Below are 17,619 nucleotides of genomic sequence, written 5' to 3' on the forward strand. Positions count from 1 at the left end.
GTCGCCGGGAGGAACCGCCAGACACTCCCCACGGCCGCGCGCTGGCCGCCGATCCCCGAAACCGCATCTATGACGAACAAGGGAGCCGGGTTCCTATCGGCTCGCCTGACTGGTTCCAACTGAACCCGCACCTGGCACCAGCCGAGGACTTCGCAGTCCGCCGAGTGTCCTTTAACCCGATCCCCGACGCCGACCGCCTACTCCGACCCGCCACCAGGGCCGTTGAACACGACTGGATCCCGTACCCCCGCGACATATTGAAGTAGCCGCCACGACCGCGAAACGCTCGCACCCCGACATGCCTGCCAGGGGTGAACGCTCGCGAAGCACGAAGGGAGCAGGGGAGGCCCGAATCGGCCTGTTCGCTGCTATGTCGCACCCATCTGAGGGCACAACATACCAGCCTTCTTGTCCTCCCCGACACCGGGCACAGGGAACGCCTCATCCGGGGGAGCCGCTTTTCACAAATTGGGAGATAACTGCGAATAACGGGGATCTTAAGGGACATTTCGGCACTTCCGTAGCTACCCCAAAGGACACCGATCGGCATAAACACCGCACCCTAATTCCACCCCCGACCCCTTACGCCATAAGGCTTTGCGCCCTTACCTCCCCCTATATTCGCCAGGACTTACTACACATTCCAAGGGCTGGTCCGACCCGTCCGGCCCGGCTTGGCCGTGTGCCTCCGCCTGGTGGTGGTCCGTGTTGTGTCGCGGGGTGGTCGGACCCTACCTTTGCCGCGTTGTGAGGGCTGGCCGAAGCCTCCGAGGACCGTCCCGTGAAGAACAGCACCGCAGCCCAGCGCCGCCGATCCGCTTCCCCTGAGAGGCCTTCCGAGACGTCGCCTGGTGCTGTCCTGGCGGCGCTGTCGGAACGGCAATGGGGGCTGGTGGAGGATGCGGCGACGGCACTGGCTGACCAGGCGGCCGAGGCTCGCGACCCGGTGGTGTGGCCGGGGCACCTGGCCGCGTGATTCGGGGGTTCGGCGCTGGATCGAGCGCGGGGCCTGGTGGACCTCCGGACGGCGCTGAACGCTATCGGCCTCGACTACCTGGACGGTGGCGAGGTGGTGACGTGGACGGCTCCAAGGCTTCGCCTAGCGGCCCTGGCGCATTCTCTCCATGCCCGGCAACTGGACGACCTGGCGACGGCTGCGGTGGCTTCGGGCGCAGCCTCGGCCCGCGCTGCTGTCACAGATGCGGCCCTGGCCTTGGCGGGTGTCCAGGCTTTGGAGGTGTGTCTGCAGGCTGGGGGCGATCCCCTGCCGGCGCCGACCTCGCCGCGGCGAGCCTCGGATCCCATTCCGGCCGCTGTGCCGGCTGCTGGTGATGCTGGCGGCCTGGTGGTGCGGGTGATCACTAGGGGCGCGCTGGACGCCTCACGGAAGGCCGCTGGTGCGTTTGCCGGGGCCTAGACGTGTGGGAAGGGGGCGGGAAACCTCCCACCCCCTTCCCTGCCCCGTCCTGGCGGCCTGGTGACTATTCCTCCCACGGCTCCGGAGGCCAAGCCTTCGCCTCGGGGAGGATACAAAGTGCCGCCGCCAGTTCCGCAGTCCGATCACCAGCCGGCCACCTGGCGCCGCCTCGGCCCGACAGCCTCACGCCGTCCGCCTGGTGGAGGCGTTCCCATCGCACAACCCACGACGCCGACAGGGTCCACGCCGTCGCGCTACCCGGCTCCCCTACCGGCGGCATGACCAGGGGCTCGCCGAGGTGCGGGTCCGTCCCGCCGACCGCGTCGGCCGCCAGGTTGGACAGGTCGGCGAGCTCGGCCAGCACGGCCGCCCGCGCTGCGGCCATGACTCGCTTCCGGACCTCCATGGTGGCGGCGGGAATGCTCCCCTTCACCAGGGCGGCGACCTGTGCGAGGGGCTTGGCGATCACCTCCACCACGTCCCTGTCGCCGCCCATGGCGGCCCGCACCACGCGAACCCGCTTGGCGTGGCCGAACGCCAGCCCGTAGGCAATGGCGCCGGCCTCGGCCTGGTTCGTGAGGGTGGCGAACGTGGCCTTTCCGCACACACTCGGCCGCAGGATGAGGCCTGGGAGGTTGGTCCCGTAGCTGGCCGGGGTGAAGTCGGCGATATTCCGCACCTCGGGACGCCGCTTGCGGGGCTTCGCGCTCATGTCGCAACCCCTGTCCGGATCACGGACATCAGGGACGCAAGGGGAGCGAAGGCGCCATAGCCGGCGCTGCCGTGCCGGGCCTGGTCGGCCTTCCGCTTCCGCTCGGGGCACAGAATCGAAGGCTCGCCGTACGTAACGACCCAACCTTCAAACGCCAGCATGAGGTGATGAGGGTCGAAGTGACGAAGGCCGCCGAAAGGATGGCCCAGGCTCGCATCGCGCGCCCTCTCGTCCTGACGGAGTAGTGCTACCGTCCAGTGACCGGGCAACATAAGGCCCGCCGTGATACTTTGCCGGACGCTCCCGAACATAACCATGGCCTCGGCCGGATCGCAGGGAGCAATCACCTTGGCCGCGCGGCCCTCGGCGCCGCCTCGATCCACGGCCAGTAGAACCGCACAGGTCCAGCCGGACGGCGCGTCTTCATGGCGCTGCACATTGTAACTCTGCCGTTCGGCGCCGTCGTCTAGTTCACCCTCGGGCCGCAGGTCCGGGATGCAGGAAGTGGCGCCTAGAAGCTGCGTCCCCTCCAGTTCCACGATGGAGAACACGCCGGCGGTTCCGGCCTCGGGCGCCACGATGTTCCCGGCGTGATGTGCGCTGCGGAATTCCCCCCCGGGGGAGCCGGTTGTGAGTAGCCCGCCCTGGACTTCTTCGGCGGTTATGGTCCATCCAGCGAAAACGGGGCCGAGGCCGGCCTGGGCTTCGAAGCCGTAAACTGACTCGCGAGCCATTGTGCACCTCCCCGGCGAGGCCGGGCCGTCGGATCGGCTCGGGAGTGAGCCGCTAGGGCGGATCATATGGAAATGCGAAACGCGAGAGGGGAGAACGGGGGAAAGCATGTGGCTCACTTGCAAATTATTCTGGGCCAGGAGCGGGATCGGTCGGGTGTATTCCCGGGATCGGCTGGGACCGTGCGGCTTCCCGCGCTGTCGCGATACTGCGTTCCCGCTAAGAACTTTGGGCTGGCGACCCTGCTGACGCCGCCGCGCGCGGGCCTGCTTTACCCCCACGATGCGACGGTCGGACCGGCATGAGGCACCGGCGACCCGACACTCGAATCTAGGGACGACCTATCTTCGGTTGTGCGGCCGCACCTAGCCGCGAAGCCGGTAGGAACCGCCCCCATGCTGCACCACCCCGACGCTTTGGAAGATCCAGCGAAGCTGTCCCTGCCCCGCCTGCTGGCGGCGCTGGAAGGTACCTCCACACCTCGCCTTCCCCTGGATAACCGCCCGCATGAGGACGCCCGCATGAGCGACCTCGATTCACCGCTGCGGCTAGAAGCCGCCTTGACCGATACGTGGGTCCTCGGCCGCCTGCCGCTCGTCTTCCCGCCAGTGGCCGCCGCGGCATGGGTGGACGACGTGTTCCACTTGTTCCCCCTCACCGAACGGCTGCCTGGTGGCGCCGACCGGCTCCGGTCCATTCACCGTGTCAACAGGGCATGGCGGGCCCGGTGCGATGCGGCTCTCGCATCGCCGGCTGGTCGCGCGCTGGACGGCATGAATCGGACGCGGCTGGTGATGCTGGCGGACGGGCTGGAGATCGGCCTCCGCTTCCTGGACCGCCACCTCACGACAGCGGACGTGGCGCCGCTTCGCGACGGGCTGGTCGAGCTCGTCGCCGGCGCCGAATTCGACGCCGACCCGCGCATGATCAGCCTCGGGTTTTCGACCTGGCGGACGGTCGAGGAACGGGACTGGTGCACCGACTTGGTGCGCCGCTCCCGCCTGCATGACTTCCGGCTCCGGAGGCGCAGCTGGCGCGGCCGGCTCGCCGACACCTGGTCCGTGCTGACGGGGCGCGGGCTTAAGGAATGGACTCCGGGCCTGTTCGCGAAGCCGACCGAATGGACCAGTGCCGAGGCTCGCGCGGCCTTCGCGGACCACCAGGCAGCCGAGGCCGCCCGGGCCTGCCAAGCGAGGCAAAAGGCTGAGGTGCGGGCGAAGGCCGACGCGAAGGCGACAGCTCGCGCGGAGAGGAAGGCCACCAAGGCTGCAGAGAGGCTGGCCGAGGAAGACGCCGCCGAACGGAAGCGGAACGCGAGGAAGGCAGCCCGCTATCACCGGGCTGCGGAGCGGAAGCGCCGGTGGAACGACGATTACCGGGAACGCCTCGGCTAAGGCGATAGCGCGTTAGCCTTTATGCCGGCTTACCAGCCCCGCCCCTCACCAGGGCGGGATTTTCGTCCAGGTACCGAACCGCCGGACCTCGGCCACATAGCCGCCGGCCTCACCGTGCGAAGCTTCAGCTTGGCTCTCCCTGGCGAGTGCGGAGGAAGGAAGCGAGGCCCGGGCTGCGCGCGGCGTGCCGTGAACCTCGATCCAAACCACGCCACTAGGCAAGGCCGGAAATGGATCGCGGGCGGACCGGGCCACGCCCGCCCCCGTCTTCCCGCGTCTCGCAGATTTGCTAGTCGGCGAGGACGCTTGCGGGGAAGCCGTGCGCGTTCTTAAATGCCGCCATCTCGGCGAAAGCGGACACCTTTATACATTCCGCTTGGTCTCTGGTCCCGCTCCACTGGGTCCGCCGCTCCCCTTCGCCGGTGAGGTAGTCGGCGACCAAGATGCCGCGTTCTTCGCAGGGCTGTCGGGCGTCCAGGTTGAGGGCGAGCCGGACGTCGTGCGCCATGCTCATCAGCACCTCCGGCGCGGCCATGCGTGCGACCTCGCGGGCGAGGAAGCCCGCGCGGTCCAGGGCCAGGCCCATTTCCTTGGACGAAAGCTTGGCCTCCGGGCCGATCACAACCGGGCAAATAGTGATCGCCACATCCGCCTTGCGGAAAGCCTTGCCCTTCGCCGCCGGCCTCGCGGTTGGGGCCGCCCGGACCACTGGAGCCGGGGCCGGCGCAGGTGCGGTGCGAACCGCGAGGCCGGCCTCGGGCGCCGCCTCGGAAGCCGGGTGCGAGACAGGGGCGGCCTTCGGTTTCGACCACATCCCAAAGGCCTTCGGGGCGTCCGCGCCGCCGCGCAGGGTCCTTTGCATTTCCTTCAGCACCCGCTCGCCCTCCGTCATCACGCTTCCGGCGGCACACCGGCTGTAGAAGTCGACGGTAAGGGTGCTGACCTTCTTGCGCGCGTTGCGGACGTAGCCGGCGGACGCCTTGTAGCCGAACGCCCGTAACGCCTCGGCGATGAAAGGGTGCAGCTTCCCCTCCGCCCATCCCTGGGCACGGAGTTGGTCGATATGGTGCGTCATGGCCAGAACGGCGTCGCCAGCGTTCTTCGGCCGGCGCCGATTATCGAACAGATACTGTAGCACGGCCTTCAACTCGACCGCGGGGCTGATTGGGTCCACGTCGTCCGGCGTGAAGCCGTCGCGCGGATCCGGGGCGTTCGTGCTCATGGTGCGATCCTCGGGCCTCGCCGGGCATTGGCGGGGGACACGAGAGACATAACTGGCAGACCCGCTCGCGATCTATTCGGGCTGTGTCTCACCGTACTTGCATTTTTTGGGTCGGAAAGCTTTGGGACCCTGCGTCAGCATGGGGGTCCCACTCACGAGTGCAGCCGCGACAACGCTTTTCCGGGGGGACCCCCATGCCGAGAGGGGTCCCGCTCGGGCGCTTGTTCACAGGCTTCGGCGATCCGTCGAGGTGCTTCGACACCTGGAAAAGTCCGCAGGCGCCTATCGTAGCTTACGGATCACGACCGTGCGCGGCGCGACTGGGGGCGGCGAGGGATGCAGCGTCACGCCGCGGGCATCGAGATCCACTTTAGCGTTCCGGTATACTGCGAGCGCGAGCTTGAGGTTGTCGGTGAAGCCCGCCTTGAAGTTGTCCATCCTGGCGACGCCGGTGCCGAACTGCCCCTTTAGCGCGATCCAGGAGACGGGTGTGGACTTTTCCAGGGCGTGCAGCCGGTAGGCCAGCCATGCATAGAGGTCGAGCGCGATCGAGTTGTTGCTCAGCGCGCGCACGGCTGCCTCTTCTACCGGGACCGGATGCTTCTTCAACTGTTCGAAGAAGACCTCGGAGAGCCGCGCCACTTCGGTGAAAAGGCTGCCGCCTTCCAGATCTGTGGTCGGGGCGAACATCGCGGTATCCAGCACGTTCTGGTTCACCAGGCCGACGCGGCCGTTCTGCGCGACATGGAAGGTGAAGCGGCAGCGAGCGATCCTTTCCGCCTGCTCCCTCACATCCTTCATGCTCTTCCCGCCCGGCGAGATGCCCATCTTCGTGAGCCAATCTCTTAGGCTGCGGCCGAGCGTCACGTCGCGCGAGCCCGTCCTCAATGCCTCCGACTGCAGGAAGAGCATGATGAGGCGCGCTCGACTGCCATACGGCACCCCGCTATGCGAGAGCGCGCCGCTGACACCAGGGCGCCGGCCGGGCTCGACGACCAGCGTGATGCGGTCGCTGATGATCTGCCAAGGCTGGTCATCGGGAAGACGGCGATGGGGGAGTGCGGCTTGGCACCAGCCGCTGTAGAGGAAACCGACACCAGCTTCATCGTCGGACATGTAGGCTGCCGCCGCTTCCACGACGTTCCTAGCAAAGTCCGCGGAGAGCGCGGCCTTCTTCCCCTGAGCCTCGATGAGGTCGTGCACGGTTCCCATGAGCCACTGTTCTGCGCGGCTGCTTGCGATTCTGTCGATGCGGACTTTTCCAGGGCTCTCCATGGAAGAGCTAATAGTTTGGACTCTTACTAAAGAGGCTGGGCCAAAGTCCTCGGGATAACTCGCATAGCCCGCTGAATTTCAAGCGAATCTCTCATCTTGGGCCTTCTGCCAAAGTCCGCGCTTTTCCCTGGAATAGTCCGCGGCAGCCCGAGCCTCTCTTCCTGCCAGAGTCCACGGCCGCCGGGGCGCCGGCACTCACGAATCGGCTGACCGCTCTGCCGGGCCAGTCGCGCGTCCGGTCACGCCCCTGCCCGCCTGCGGACTTTTGCAGGAAACGGCAGCGCTAGCGGCTCGCGCAAAGGCAATATTGTGGCTGACCTGCCCCCCTGCCTGATCCCCGGTTTTGGGTGAGAGTCCCTCCCCAGCAGGAGATGGACGATGAAGAAGAGCAGGTTCAGCGAGGCGCAGATGATTGGGGTGCTGCGGGAGCAGGAGGCTGGGGCGGCGACGGAGGATGTCTGTCGCCGGCACGGCATCAGCCAGCAGACGTTCTACCGTTGGAAATCGAAGTATGGCGGCATGGAGGTATCGAACGCGCAGAAGCTGAAGGCGCTGGAGGACGAGAACCGGCGTCTGAAGAAGCTGCTGGCGGAATCGATGCTGGATGTCTCGGCGTTGAAGGACCTGCTGGGAAAAAACGGTGGACGCCCGCGGCACGCCGGGCTGCGGCGCTGCGCCTGATGGCGGAGCGCGGGTATTCGCAGCGGCGTGCCTGCGGGCTGCTCGTGGTTTACCCCAAGACGGTGCGGCGGGAGCCGGTGCCAGGCGATGGCGAACTGCGTGCTCGGCTGCGCGAACTCGCGGCCGAGCGTCGGCGGTTCGGCTATCGGCGGCTGGGTATTCTGCTGCGGTGCGAGGGCGTGGCGATGAACAAGAAGAAGCTCTACCTGATCTACCGTGAAGGGGGTCTGTCGGTTCGTGGCCGCAAGCGGGCGACGGGCACCCGCGCGCCGTTGGCCTTGGCGCAGAGACCGAACCAGCGCTGGTCGCTGGACTTCGTCTCCGATGCGCTGAGCTGGGGCCGTCGCATCCGCATTCTGTGCATCGTCGACGACTTCACACGTGAGGGCCTGGCGCTGGTGGTGGACACCTCGATCGGCGGGCGACGCCTGGTGCGCGAGTTGGAAGCGCTGATCGTCCATCGTGGGCGCCCCTCGGTGATCGTCAGCGACAACGGCACGGAGATGACCTGCCGCGCCGTGCTCGAATACTGCAACCGCAGCGGCGCGGCGTGGCACTACATCGCGCCCGACAAGCCGCAGCAGAGCGGGTTCGTGGAATCCTTCAACGGCATGCTGCGGGACGAGTCCCTGAACGAGGAGGTCTTTGCCAGCCTGGCTGAGGCCCGAACTGTCATCGAACGCTGGCGGCTGGACTACAAACTGAACCGGCCATACTCGGCGCATGGCGGGCTGACCCCGGATGCCGCACGCCGCCGCCACGCGGACGCGGCCGGGCGGCTGCGCTACCTCGACGGCTCCGCCGCCCAGCCGCTCCAGCCAGCACAGGATTTCGGCTACAACCCCGGCGGGCTTTCACAATGAACGCCGGACCAACGGGTGGCAGGGCACATATGGGGGCGGCGCCAATGTGAGCCTGAACGGCTTAGCAGTGCTTGTCTCATCGGACGCGCGATCGACGCTGCAGATTTGCAGTAAGAGGTGTGCCAGGCTTAGCCGAGGGGGGGGGCCGTCTGGTTGCCCGTCATTGCGACAACATGGGCAGTCGGCCCCTAGCCGTGAAACGCGAAGTTAAAGAGGGCGCGCGAGCCCCCTCCCCCCTCTCACGCCAGCATGTCGTCCTCGGCGTCGAGCAGTCGAATGTTCACCCAGCGCAGCGCGCCGAGCGTCACCAGCGGACCGATCATCAGCGTCCAGGCGCGAAGCCCGCCCTCGAGCGCCACCATCATCATGCTACCAAGCGCCGCGACCGCCAGCAAAATCACCAGCGCGCAGACCACTAGGCGCACCATCGGCACCACCACCAGTGCCAGGGGGACCAGCAAGGATCGAAGCACGGCAGCCTCCTATCGCTGCCGGAGGCCTCGCCGTTGCGGCAAGGCCTGCATCTATGCCTCTATGCTCTTCCACGCGAAGTCGTTCGCGCAGTTGCGTCGACCCCACAAGGATGTTGCTTTTCGGCGCGAAGGCGAGATGATCTTAGCGTCAGGCTTCCCCAGCTTCCATCGCCAGCAACTCGCGTATTTCGTTGATCCGCTTCCTTACGCCCTCAAGCGCCTTCGCCATTTTGACCTCGGTTCTCTCAAGTCTGCCCAACTCCGCCTGCATCTTTGCGGGGTCAGGACCCCTGGCAGTGCGCGGCTGCACTCCCTCATGCAGGCGGCGAAACTCAATGAGCGTGTTCCGGCTCACCGTGGGCCGCAGCAAGCCTTCCTTTTCGGCGATGGTCCTCTGTTCGCTATTCAGCAGCGCCATCTGGTATGCGGTCCCATAGCTGCCCGGCAGCGCGTCCTTAGGGATGTGCCCCTCATCGACTGCCCGAGCGATGGCGCGGAACTGGGAAGCGACCGTCTCCGAGAATGGGAACAACTTGCGGAAACCTCGCTTTAGGCTCTCGCGTTCTTCGTCATCCAATACCTGATCGACCTCATTCAGCGCTCGGCCGATCTCCAGGAAGGCATCCCGCGTCTGCGTCCAGGCCACATCGACCTGAGCCCGCAGCTTCACGACTAGGCGCACCTTGCGCTGGTCCCGCATGAGGGAGGTGCCGGCGAACACCTCATTCAGCGTGCCGAGCAGGCCTTCATCCAGCTGGATGAGCGGCGCCATCTCCCCCTGGCGCTTGTCAGGGATGCTTGTCGCCGGCAGCGCTTCATCGGTATCGACGCGGAGCATGGCCCTTCGGCTAAGCCCCCTTGCTCGCGACTGGCTCATGCCACCGGCTCCGCGATCTTGGCAGGTTGAATGCCCACCGCCCTCGCGACATACGCCCACAGGGCGTCGAACGTCTCAGCGGTCTTTTTGTTGGATAGGTCAAGCACCGCCAGCCCCTTGCCGGCACTGACATGAATGTCCTCCAGCATAGGGATCTCGACTGGGCATAGCGCGCCAGCCTTAAGAAGCTTCGTTCGCACGGATTCGTAGCTTTTCACTCGCCGGTTTGCCTTGTTCAGCACGAAGCTAGCTGACACCCCGGCACCGGCCAGCGTTTGCATCCATGGCGTCACGCTATCCACGTCATCCTGCGTCGCGCCGGTCGGAACCAGCACATGATGCGCGGCCTCGCAGAGGTCGATGGCGGCGGAATACTGGGCTTCGATGCTGGGAGGCGTATCCACCACCGTGAGGTCAAAAAGCCCGGCCTCCCGAAGCGGCCCGCGCCATTCGCTGAGCGCCATGCCGACCACCGGCACCTCCGGCGTCTCGGGATAAGTCTTGCGTACCAGCTCGCGTCGTTGATGCCACTTCACCAGCGTCTGCTGCGCATCGAGATCGACGCCGCGGACACGAAGACCTGCCATGGCTGCAGCGACCAGGATGTTCCTGCATAAGCTGCTCTTCCCAACGCCACCCTTCGGGCTGGCGACGAGCAGCACCCGCCCATCAGCGAGTTTCTTAGACACGCGCATTGATCCCCCATCGCCAATCAAGCGGCTTGTACGCGCGAGGGTGCAGCGCTTCGCGTCGCGCGACAAGCGCGGAGTTTTACAAGGGAAAAGAGGTCGCGAGCGCGCGCGGTGTCAGAGTCTAGGGGAGCGTGCTCCCCTCGCCGCAGCGCGCGCCGACTTTTACAAGGGAAAACTCCGCCCTGCCTACCGGGGGCGGCGGAGATGCACTCCAGAAGCGGAGGCCATCATAGTAGCTGCGCCCCTGCTGGTCATTATTTCGCGTCGCGGCGGCGAGCACCCGGCGAGGATCGGGGTTCGAGCGGATGAGCCCGACCCATGCAGAAGCAGCGGTCATCTCCACGCGCATCTGATCGAGAGCCAGCATCGCGTGGTGCTTGCCCCAGCGGCGTCCCTCCACTAAGCCCAGTAGGGCCACGAGCCCCATCAGCGCAGCGATGGCGAGGCAGGCGCGAAGGGTCGTGCGGCGATTAATGCTGCCGACCACCGAGGCAGCCTCCCGGCGCACGGAAGAGCCGGTGGCGAACTCCGCCGCCTTCACAAGCGAAGCCCAGCGCGCTTCGCTCACCCGCTCGCGCTGCTACTCGCCGAGCGCGGCCTGCGTCCCTAGCAGACCCGACATCGCGAGCACGACCTCGCCCAGCGGATCGCGGGCGAGGTCGCCGCGCTGGACTCAGGCCTCCAGGCGCCCGCGCACCTCAACTACCTCCGCCTGCTGGATTTCCAGCGGCCAGCGGCGCACGGGCGAGCGCTTTAGCCCGCCGATGGCTTCGACGTTGCGACCAGGCGGCGTCATGCTGTCCGCGCCTGCGAGAAGTATAGGGTGCGAAGCGCGATTGACCTTCCCCCCCTGCCTGGGATCCACCTGTGATAAGAGAGTTGGCCTCCTTGGAAGGAGGCAGGGATGCCGAGAACGCGTCACACGGCGGAGCGGATAATTGGGCTGCTGCGGCAGGCTGAGGTGGAGTTGCCGCAGGGCCGGACAGTGGGGCAGATCTGCAGCCGGCTCGCGGTTTCGGAGGCGACGTTCTATCGTCGGCGATGCGAGTATGGCGGGCTGAGGGTCGACCAAGGCGCGTCGGCTGAAGGACCTCGAGCGCGAGAATGCGCGACTGAAGCGGGCGGTGGCGGAGCTGACGCTGGACAAGCAGATCCTGAAAGAGGCCGCGGAGGGAAACTTCTAGGCCCCGAGCGCCGCCGGGCTGGCGTGCGGCATGTGCAGTCGGTGCTTGGGGTGTCCGAGCGCCGGGCGTGCCGCACGCGGGGCCAGCCACGGGTTGTGGTGTAGGAGTGGCAGAGCCCGGGGCACGTAGCAAAGCCCCTGGCTGAGCGAAGCGGAGCGCCCCGAACGGCCACCGCGGTGATCCTTGGTAGGGGTGGGTTGCTGAGACCTGCAACCCCTGACCTTGGACCGATCACGATGACCGATGACCGATGACAAGATTGCTCTTCGGCAGATGCTGGAGAAGGGCTCCGACGCGACTTTCCTGCGCGAGATGATCGGCTTGGCGGCGCAGCGCCTGATGGAGCTGGACGTGGGCGAGGTGACTGGCGCCGCCCATGGCGAGCGCAGCCCGGACCGCTTGGTGCAACGCAACGGCTACCGCGAGCGCGACTGGCAGACCCGGGCCGGCACAGTCGAACTCCGGATCCCGAAGCTCTGGCGCGGCTCCTACTTCTCGACCTTTCTGGAGCCCCGCAGAACGGCGGAGAAGGCACTGACGGCGGTGATCCAAGAGGCCTACGTCCAAGGCATCTCGACGCGCTCGGTGGACGACCTGGTGCGCGCCATGGGCATGGAGGGGATCAGCCGCAGCCAGGTCTCGCGCCTCTGCACCGAGATCGACGAGCGCGTCCGCGACTTCCTCGCCCGGCCCATCGAGGGCGACTGGCCCTATCTCTGGCTCGACGCCACCTGCGTGAAGGTCCGCGAAGCAGGCCGCATCGTCCCTGTCGCGATCACCATCGCGGTCGGCGTCAACGCCGACGGCCGACGCGAGGTGTTGGGCATGGCGGTCGGCAGTTCGGAGGCCGAGCCCTTTTGGCTGGATTTCCTACGCACCCTGAAGCGGCGCGGCCTGGCCGGCGTGAAGCTGGTGGTCTCCGACGCCCATGAGGGCCTGCAGGCCGCCGTGACGAAGGTGCTCCGAGCCACCTGGCAAAGGTGCCGGGTTCATTTTGCCCGTAATGCCTCAGCACACGCGGGCAAGGCGCAGCGCCGCATCGTCTCGGCCTGGATTGGCACCGCCTATGCTCAGGAGGACGCCGCGGCTGCCCACGCTCAGTGGCGCACCGTCGCCGATCAGCTCCGCCCCAAGGTGCCGAAGCTCGCCGCGCTGATGGACGGCGCCGAGGAGGATGTGCCTACATGCACTTCCCCGCCGCACACCGGACGAGGCTGCATTCGACAAACCCGATCGAACGGTTCAACGGCGAGATCAAGCGCAGCACCGATGTCGTCGGCATCTTTCCCAACGAGGCCGCCGTCGTCCGCCTTGTCGGCGCCATTCTCATCGAGCAGTCCGACGAATGGGCTACCCAGCGCGCCCGCTACATGACCCTGGAAGCCATCAGTTCCGTTGATGTGCTCCCCGCGGTTCCAGCCAGGGATAAGTTGGATCCGTTGAGGAGTAGAGGACGATGCGACGGAGCCGGTTCACTGAGGGACAGATCCTCGGGGTCCTGAAGGGCATGAGGCGGGGCGGTCGGCGGCGGATCTGTGCCGGAAGCACGGGATCAGCGACCAGATGCTCTACAACTGGAAGGCTAAGTACGGCGGGCTGAAGCCGTCGGAGGCGTCGCGGCTGAAGGGGCTGGAGGACGAGAACCGGCGCCAGAAGAGGCTGCTGGCCAAGGCGGTGATGGACAACTCGGTTTTGCAGGAACTGCTGCGAAAAATCTGATCGGGCCTGCGGCGCGGTTCGGGGCGGTGGAGCGCGTGATGCGCGAGCACGGCTACAGCGAACGGGCGGCCTGCAGGCTGATCGGGGTGGATCGCTCGGCGTTCCGGTATGAGCGCGCCGATGATGGGGACGCGGCGTTGCGGAAGCGGCTGCGCGAGCTGGCCGGGCAGCGCCGCCGGTTCGGCTATCGGCGGCTCGCGATGTTGCTGCGGCGGGAGGGCGCGGCGGCGAACCTGAAGCGCATCTGGCGGCTGTATCGCGAGGAGCGGCTGTCTGTGCGTGAGCGGGGCGGGCGCAAGCGCGCGCTCGGCACGCGGGCGCCGATGACGGTGCCGCAGGGTGCGGATCAGCGGTGGAGCCTCGACTTCGTTTCCGATGCGCTGGCCGATGGTCGGCGGTTCCGGTTGTTGTGCGTGGTGGATGACTTCACGCGGGAGGCGCTGGCGACGGTGGTGGACACCTCGATCAGCGGCGCGCGGGTGGTGCGCGAGCTGGAGCGCCTGGTGGCGATGCGGCGCCTGCCCGCGATGATCGTTAGCGACAACGGCACGGAACTGACCTCGGTGGCGATGCTGCGCTGGGCGGAGGAGCGCGGCGTCGAATGGCAATACATCGCGCCGGGCAAACCGCGGCAGAATGCGTTCGTGGAGAGCTTCAACGGCCGCCTGCGGGACGAATGCCTGAACGAGCATCTGTTCGGCTCGCTGGCGGAGGCGCGTCGGCTGATCGAAGCCTGGCGCGAGGACTACAACCGTGTCCGGCCGCACGGCAGTCTTGGTGGTCGGACGCCGGAGGAGTTTGCGAGACACAGCACCCTCGGCCCGATCCACCACGGTACCGAACAGGGGTAAACGGAGAACGGGTCCAACTTATCCGCGGTAGGAAAGCGGGGAGCACGTCAAAAAACACCAGACTAAGCAGAAGGTTGTTTGAAGTCCCTACCTAGGCCCTCTTAAGCATCACCCGCGATAATCCTCCCTTACAGCGTCCCTTTGAGCGGATGTCCGTCAAAGATGTCGCCGAATTCGAGGTATTCTCCCAGGGTGTCGAAGCGTTTGTGCCGCCCAAGCCTCTTCAGTTGTGCCGGGTGGGCGCCTTGGCTCATCCCGGTGGTGAGCGCGCCGCGCTTGAGGCTGTGCCCGCCAAAGGCGGCGGGATCAAAGCCAGCGGCGGCGGCGCGGGCCTGGACGATGTCGCCGACCGACTGCGCCGAAAGCGGCGCGGTGCCGACCCGGGGCAGGGGCGGGAGGCCGCCCGGGCGGGCGGGGCCTGGCGCCCAAAGCCGGCGAAACAGCGGCCCAGCCTCGATAGCCGCCGCGGCGCGCCAGCGGGTAATGGCGCGCACCGGGCAGAGTTCGGTCGTGCCGTAGGGCAGGGGGATCCGTACCGCCTCGGCCTGGGATCCCTTGCTCTGCGGCAGCGTCAGGACCAGGCCGCGCTCCGTCGGTTCGAGCCGCTCCACCGCGATGGCGGCGATCTCGGACCGCCGCAGCGCGCCGGCAAAGCCCACCAGCAGCAGGGCGCGGTCGCGCAGGCCGCGCAGGTCGTCGGGGATCGGCGCCAGGATCTGCCGCAGCAACACGTCGGTGGCGGCGGCGACCTTGCGGGGCATCTCACCGGCAGCGGCGGCGGCACGGGTGATGCCGGCGACGGTCTCGGCAACGCGCGGGTCGTCGGTCGGCGTGGCCAGGCCGGCGGCGCGGTGGAGGTAGCGCAGCGCGGCGCGGCGCAGCACCAGGGTGGGTGCTGCGAGGCCGCGGGCGCGCTCGCCGGCCAGGAAGGCCGCCACGTCGGCAGCGTTGGCCGGCAGCGCCGGGCGGCCATGCACCTGGCACCAGGCGCACCAGGCGCGCACGGCGCTGCGGTAGGCGCTCCGGGTATTGGTGGCGGTGGCCAGCCGCCGGAAGGCGTCCGCGGCGGCGTGGTCGCCGGCGAGCGAGCCGTCGGAGGTGGGCGGTGTCGTCTCGGCGGCGGCGTCGAACCAGCGCGCCACGATGGCGGGGGAGGCGCCGGGCAGGGGAGGGGGCATGGCGGGGGCGAGGATCTGAAGGTCGCTGGGTGCGTCGGGGTCGTCCAAGGGCCTCTCCGGGCGCCTCAGGCGGCGCTGCCGGGGCCAATCCTAAGATGAAGAGTCTACTACCCACAAGGCGCATTATGGGTAGTACGTCTCGGCGCGGGCAGGAGGGAAGGGGGGTTAAATTCCATATTCTTGTTGTTTTACGTTTGTGGCCATTTGGGGTAACTACTGGAGCTATCCCACTGAGGCGAAGGCATTCCGGTCTTGCCCGTATCGATCACCGCGCGCCGGCCTTCCCCAACCTCGGTCGGCGAGCCGGCCATCCTCGCCGCGCTCGCCCGCGCTGCCGCCAGCGTCGCCCGCCTGGACCAGGCGACCGCCCGTCACCCGCTGCTGCCCGCGCTGCTCCACCGCGCCCGCCTCGACGCCGTCCGTCGGCAAGCCGCCGTCGACGGCCAGCTGATTGACCCCTGGCACCTCGCCGCCCTGATCGAGGGCCTGCGGCCGCGCCGCATGGCCGGCGCGCTCAGCATTGCCGAGGCCGGCGGCGTCTTCGAAGCCGGCCGCACCGCGCTCACCCTGCACCGCTGGCTCACCGCCCCCGATTTCGATGAGGAAGGCGAAGCCCGCCAGGCCGTGGCCGCCCTGGCCGCCAGCACCGCCATGGGCGTCACCGTGCTGGACGCCGCGCACGGCGCCTGGCGCTGGCTCGAGGATGGCGGACGCCGCGCACCGCTACGCGCCGCCATGACGCGCCACTGGGTCTCGTCGGGCCTGCTCCGGGCGCCACTGCCCCTCACCGGCGCCGCCGCACTCCGCGCCGAGGCGGACTGGGATCTGCCGGGGTGGACCCGGGCCTTTCTGGTGGCGCTGGCCGATGAGGCTGACGACATCCTCAATCTTCTGTACGACCTTGAGCGCGGCTGGGGCGCCGCCCGCCGCGCCGTCGCCGGCCACCGTCGCCACTCCCACACGCCGCGCGCCGTCGACCTGCTCGCCGCCGTGCCGCTGATCTCGGCCACCACCCTGGCCCGCGCGCTGGGCATCTCGATCAAGAGCGCACTCGCCATCCTCGACGCTCTGCGGCGCGACGGCATCGCCGTCGAGGTCACCGGGCGCGCCGCCCGCCGGCTGTTCGGGCTGGCCGGCCTGGCGCCATTGGCCGCGGCCGTCGCGCCGCCACGCCGACCCGAGCCGGGGCGCGGCCGGGGTCGCCCGCGGCTTTTGCCGCCGCCCGATGAGGCACCGCCGCCCCCGCTGCCGCCGGCCGCGCCGCTCGGGCCGGCGGCTTGGCAGGGCTTTGACTACAGCGACCTCGACGCCGCCATGGCCGCCGTCGACGCCGCCATCCGCGGCGCCCGACGCGGCCTCGACCGTGTCGTGCGGGGCGATGACGCGGACAGAGCCGAGGGCGTCGACGGGCACGACGACGACAAGCCCAAGGACGACCACGACACTCACCTCGACGAGTGACAGGCGGCCGGTGGGTGCCAAGCTCGGGAATTGCGAAACCCGGCCCAGGCGGGATATACACGCAGTATATCCAGGAGCCCTTGCGATGACCCGCACCGCGCTGTTCCAGAGCAACCGCTCCCAGGCCGTGCGCCTGCCAAAGGACGTGGCCTTTCCCCCGGGCGTCCACGAGGTGGCGATCCTGCGCGACGGGCCGCGCCGGGTGATCGTGCCGGCCACCGCGATCTGGGACGACTTCTTTGCCGGCGAGAGCGTCGACCTCGGCGAGCGGGTCCAGCCGCCGCACCAAGCGCGCGAAGCCTTCTGATGCTGCGCAACATGCTCGACACCAATGTCTGCATCCGGCTGCTGCGCGACCGGCCACAGGGGCTGCGGCCGCGCTTTAACGCGGAAGCCGAGACGCTCTGCCTCTCAACGATCACCCTGGCGGAGTTGTTGCACGGGGCGGCGAAGTCAGCGCGCCCGGCGGAGAACCGCCGGGCGGTCGACGGGCTCGCCGCACGCCTTGCCGTCCTCGCCTTTGACGAAGACGCCGCGGCGCATGCCGGCGAGATCCACGCCGAACTCGGGCGCCGCGGCCAACTCATCGGGCCCTACGACATCCTCATCGCCGGCCACGCCCGCAGCCGCGGCCTGGTGGTCATCACCGGCAACCTCGGCGAGTTCCGGCGCGTGGACGGCCTGCGCGCGGAGGACTGGCTGGCCCCGGCGTCGGACTGAAAGGGGGATCGAGGCCTGGGCCTGTGAACAAGCACGCGAGTGAGACCCCGTTCGGCGTCGGGAGACCCCGAGGAAGACTTCGTTCCGCCTCGATGCTTTAGTCGGACCCTGATGCCGATCTGGGGGCCCGCAGCGCACCGATTTACACGCTAGGAGCCTTTTTGCCGG

The 17,619-nt window shown here is 67.9% G+C and carries 16 protein-coding genes and 3 pseudogenes; 9 read left to right on the top strand and 10 right to left on the bottom strand.

Going from position 1 to position 17,619, the window contains the following annotated elements:
- Positions 1-781 precede the first annotated feature (781 nt).
- On the top strand, positions 782-976 hold the full coding sequence (locus tag ACTIE5_RS06505) for a hypothetical protein (protein ID WP_439548887.1): 195 nt from the start codon (positions 782-784) through the stop codon (positions 974-976).
- 505 nt (positions 977-1,481) lie between these two features.
- Here the strand turns inward: ACTIE5_RS06505 and ACTIE5_RS06510 are convergent.
- The gene (locus ACTIE5_RS06510) at positions 1,482-2,129 is read right to left on the bottom strand and encodes a hypothetical protein (protein WP_439548888.1); all 648 of its coding nucleotides are present in this window, start codon (positions 2,127-2,129) and stop codon (positions 1,482-1,484) included.
- Positions 2,126-2,863 carry a hypothetical protein gene (locus tag ACTIE5_RS06515; RefSeq protein ID WP_439548889.1) on the bottom strand — a complete coding sequence of 246 codons (738 nt, stop codon included), beginning with the start codon at positions 2,861-2,863 and terminating at the stop codon, positions 2,126-2,128. The genes ACTIE5_RS06510 and ACTIE5_RS06515 overlap by 4 nt, the downstream gene beginning before the upstream one ends.
- Before the next feature lie 393 nt (positions 2,864-3,256).
- On the opposite strand from ACTIE5_RS06515, the gene ACTIE5_RS06520 reads away from it, so the two are divergent.
- Positions 3,257-4,255, top strand: a complete 999-nt coding sequence (locus tag ACTIE5_RS06520; RefSeq protein WP_439548890.1) for a hypothetical protein — start codon at positions 3,257-3,259, stop codon at positions 4,253-4,255.
- Between the two features lie 289 nt (positions 4,256-4,544).
- Here ACTIE5_RS06520 and ACTIE5_RS06525 read toward each other — a convergent pair whose 3' ends face one another.
- Both ACTIE5_RS06525 and ACTIE5_RS06530 read right to left on the bottom strand, forming a co-directional pair.
- Positions 4,545-5,477 carry a hypothetical protein gene (locus tag ACTIE5_RS06525; protein ID WP_439548891.1) on the bottom strand — a complete coding sequence of 311 codons (933 nt, stop codon included), beginning with the start codon at positions 5,475-5,477 and terminating at the stop codon, positions 4,545-4,547.
- A 282-nt stretch (positions 5,478-5,759) separates the two neighbouring features.
- Positions 5,760-6,689 carry a replication protein RepA gene (locus tag ACTIE5_RS06530; RefSeq protein ID WP_439548892.1) on the bottom strand — a complete coding sequence of 310 codons (930 nt, stop codon included), beginning with the start codon at positions 6,687-6,689 and terminating at the stop codon, positions 5,760-5,762.
- Positions 6,690-7,130: 441 nt separating this feature from the next.
- On the opposite strand from ACTIE5_RS06530, the gene ACTIE5_RS06535 reads away from it, so the two are divergent.
- Positions 7,131-8,296, top strand: a protein-coding gene (locus tag ACTIE5_RS06535) for an IS3 family transposase (protein WP_439548893.1) whose coding sequence is annotated in 2 segments (ribosomal slippage) — positions 7,131-7,389 and positions 7,389-8,296 — 1,167 coding nt in all. Because the reading frame shifts where the segments join, the coding sequence is not laid out codon by codon here.
- A 239-nt stretch (positions 8,297-8,535) separates the two neighbouring features.
- Here ACTIE5_RS06535 and ACTIE5_RS06540 read toward each other — a convergent pair.
- The 5 genes from ACTIE5_RS06540 to ACTIE5_RS06560 form a co-directional block, all read right to left on the bottom strand.
- Complete coding sequence (locus ACTIE5_RS06540) at positions 8,536-8,769, bottom strand: hypothetical protein (RefSeq protein ID WP_439548894.1); 234 nt, start codon at positions 8,767-8,769, stop codon at positions 8,536-8,538.
- Between the two features lie 148 nt (positions 8,770-8,917).
- The gene (locus ACTIE5_RS06545; protein WP_439548895.1) at positions 8,918-9,607 is read right to left on the bottom strand and encodes a hypothetical protein; all 690 of its coding nucleotides are present in this window, start codon (positions 9,605-9,607) and stop codon (positions 8,918-8,920) included.
- 35 nt (positions 9,608-9,642) lie between these two features.
- Entirely contained in the window at positions 9,643-10,335 is a 693-nt protein-coding gene (locus ACTIE5_RS06550) for a ParA family protein (protein ID WP_439548896.1), read from the bottom strand.
- 124 nt (positions 10,336-10,459) lie between these two features.
- Positions 10,460-10,906, bottom strand: a complete 447-nt coding sequence (locus ACTIE5_RS06555) for a hypothetical protein (RefSeq protein ID WP_439548897.1) — start codon at positions 10,904-10,906, stop codon at positions 10,460-10,462.
- Positions 10,907-11,011: 105 nt separating this feature from the next.
- Positions 11,012-11,134 carry a hypothetical protein gene (locus tag ACTIE5_RS06560; protein ID WP_439548898.1) on the bottom strand — a complete coding sequence of 41 codons (123 nt, stop codon included), beginning with the start codon at positions 11,132-11,134 and terminating at the stop codon, positions 11,012-11,014.
- A gap of 108 nt (positions 11,135-11,242) precedes the next feature.
- On the opposite strand from ACTIE5_RS06560, the pseudogene ACTIE5_RS06565 reads away from it, so the two are divergent.
- From ACTIE5_RS06565 to ACTIE5_RS06575, 3 pseudogenes are all read left to right on the top strand, one after another.
- A pseudogene (locus tag ACTIE5_RS06565) lies at positions 11,243-11,614 on the top strand (transposase); the annotation flags it as partial.
- Positions 11,615-11,765: 151 nt separating this feature from the next.
- Positions 11,766-13,024 (top strand): annotated as a pseudogene (locus ACTIE5_RS06570) (IS256 family transposase).
- Positions 12,979-14,092 (top strand): annotated as a pseudogene (locus tag ACTIE5_RS06575) (IS3 family transposase). The pseudogenes ACTIE5_RS06570 and ACTIE5_RS06575 overlap by 46 nt, the downstream one beginning before the upstream one ends.
- Positions 14,093-14,220: 128 nt before the next feature.
- Here ACTIE5_RS06575 and ACTIE5_RS06580 read toward each other — a convergent pair.
- On the bottom strand, positions 14,221-15,318 hold the full coding sequence (locus tag ACTIE5_RS06580; RefSeq protein ID WP_439548899.1) for a site-specific integrase: 1,098 nt from the start codon (positions 15,316-15,318) through the stop codon (positions 14,221-14,223).
- 204 nt (positions 15,319-15,522) lie between these two features.
- On the opposite strand from ACTIE5_RS06580, the gene ACTIE5_RS06585 reads away from it, so the two are divergent.
- The 3 genes from ACTIE5_RS06585 to vapC all read left to right on the top strand — a co-directional run bounded on the left by ACTIE5_RS06585 (position 15,523) and on the right by vapC (position 17,451).
- The gene (locus tag ACTIE5_RS06585) at positions 15,523-16,731 is read left to right on the top strand and encodes a hypothetical protein (protein ID WP_439548900.1); all 1,209 of its coding nucleotides are present in this window, start codon (positions 15,523-15,525) and stop codon (positions 16,729-16,731) included.
- Between the two features lie 85 nt (positions 16,732-16,816).
- Positions 16,817-17,038, top strand: a complete 222-nt coding sequence (gene vapB / locus ACTIE5_RS06590; RefSeq protein WP_439548901.1) for a type II toxin-antitoxin system VapB family antitoxin — start codon at positions 16,817-16,819, stop codon at positions 17,036-17,038.
- The gene (gene vapC / locus ACTIE5_RS06595; RefSeq protein ID WP_439548902.1) at positions 17,038-17,451 is read left to right on the top strand and encodes a tRNA(fMet)-specific endonuclease VapC; all 414 of its coding nucleotides are present in this window, start codon (positions 17,038-17,040) and stop codon (positions 17,449-17,451) included. Before vapB ends, vapC begins: the two co-directional genes overlap by 1 nt.
- Positions 17,452-17,619: the final 168 nt, after the last annotated feature.

It is taken from the genome of Falsiroseomonas sp., from assembly GCF_051859025.1.
In the GTDB taxonomy this organism is placed as follows: domain Bacteria; phylum Pseudomonadota; class Alphaproteobacteria; order Acetobacterales; family Acetobacteraceae; genus Falsiroseomonas.

Bases quoted from the DNA above. Each gene is read 5' to 3' on its own strand.
- ACTIE5_RS06510 (WP_439548888.1), bottom strand. From the start codon at position 2,129: ATGAGCGCGAAGCCCCGCAAGCGGCGTCCCGAGGTGCGGAATATCGCC.
- ACTIE5_RS06515 (WP_439548889.1), bottom strand. From the start codon at position 2,863: ATGGCTCGCGAGTCAGTTTACGGCTTCGAAGCCCAGGCCGGCCTCGGC.
- ACTIE5_RS06520 (WP_439548890.1), top strand. From the start codon at position 3,257: ATGCTGCACCACCCCGACGCTTTGGAAGATCCAGCGAAGCTGTCCCTG.
- ACTIE5_RS06525 (WP_439548891.1), bottom strand. From the start codon at position 5,477: ATGAGCACGAACGCCCCGGATCCGCGCGACGGCTTCACGCCGGACGAC.
- ACTIE5_RS06530 (WP_439548892.1), bottom strand. From the start codon at position 6,689: ATGGGAACCGTGCACGACCTCATCGAGGCTCAGGGGAAGAAGGCCGCG.
- ACTIE5_RS06545 (WP_439548895.1), bottom strand. From the start codon at position 9,607: ATGCTCCGCGTCGATACCGATGAAGCGCTGCCGGCGACAAGCATCCCT.
- ACTIE5_RS06560 (WP_439548898.1), bottom strand. From the start codon at position 11,134: ATGACGCCGCCTGGTCGCAACGTCGAAGCCATCGGCGGGCTAAAGCGC.
- vapB (WP_439548901.1), top strand. From the start codon at position 16,817: ATGACCCGCACCGCGCTGTTCCAGAGCAACCGCTCCCAGGCCGTGCGC.
- vapC (WP_439548902.1), top strand. From the start codon at position 17,038: ATGCTGCGCAACATGCTCGACACCAATGTCTGCATCCGGCTGCTGCGC.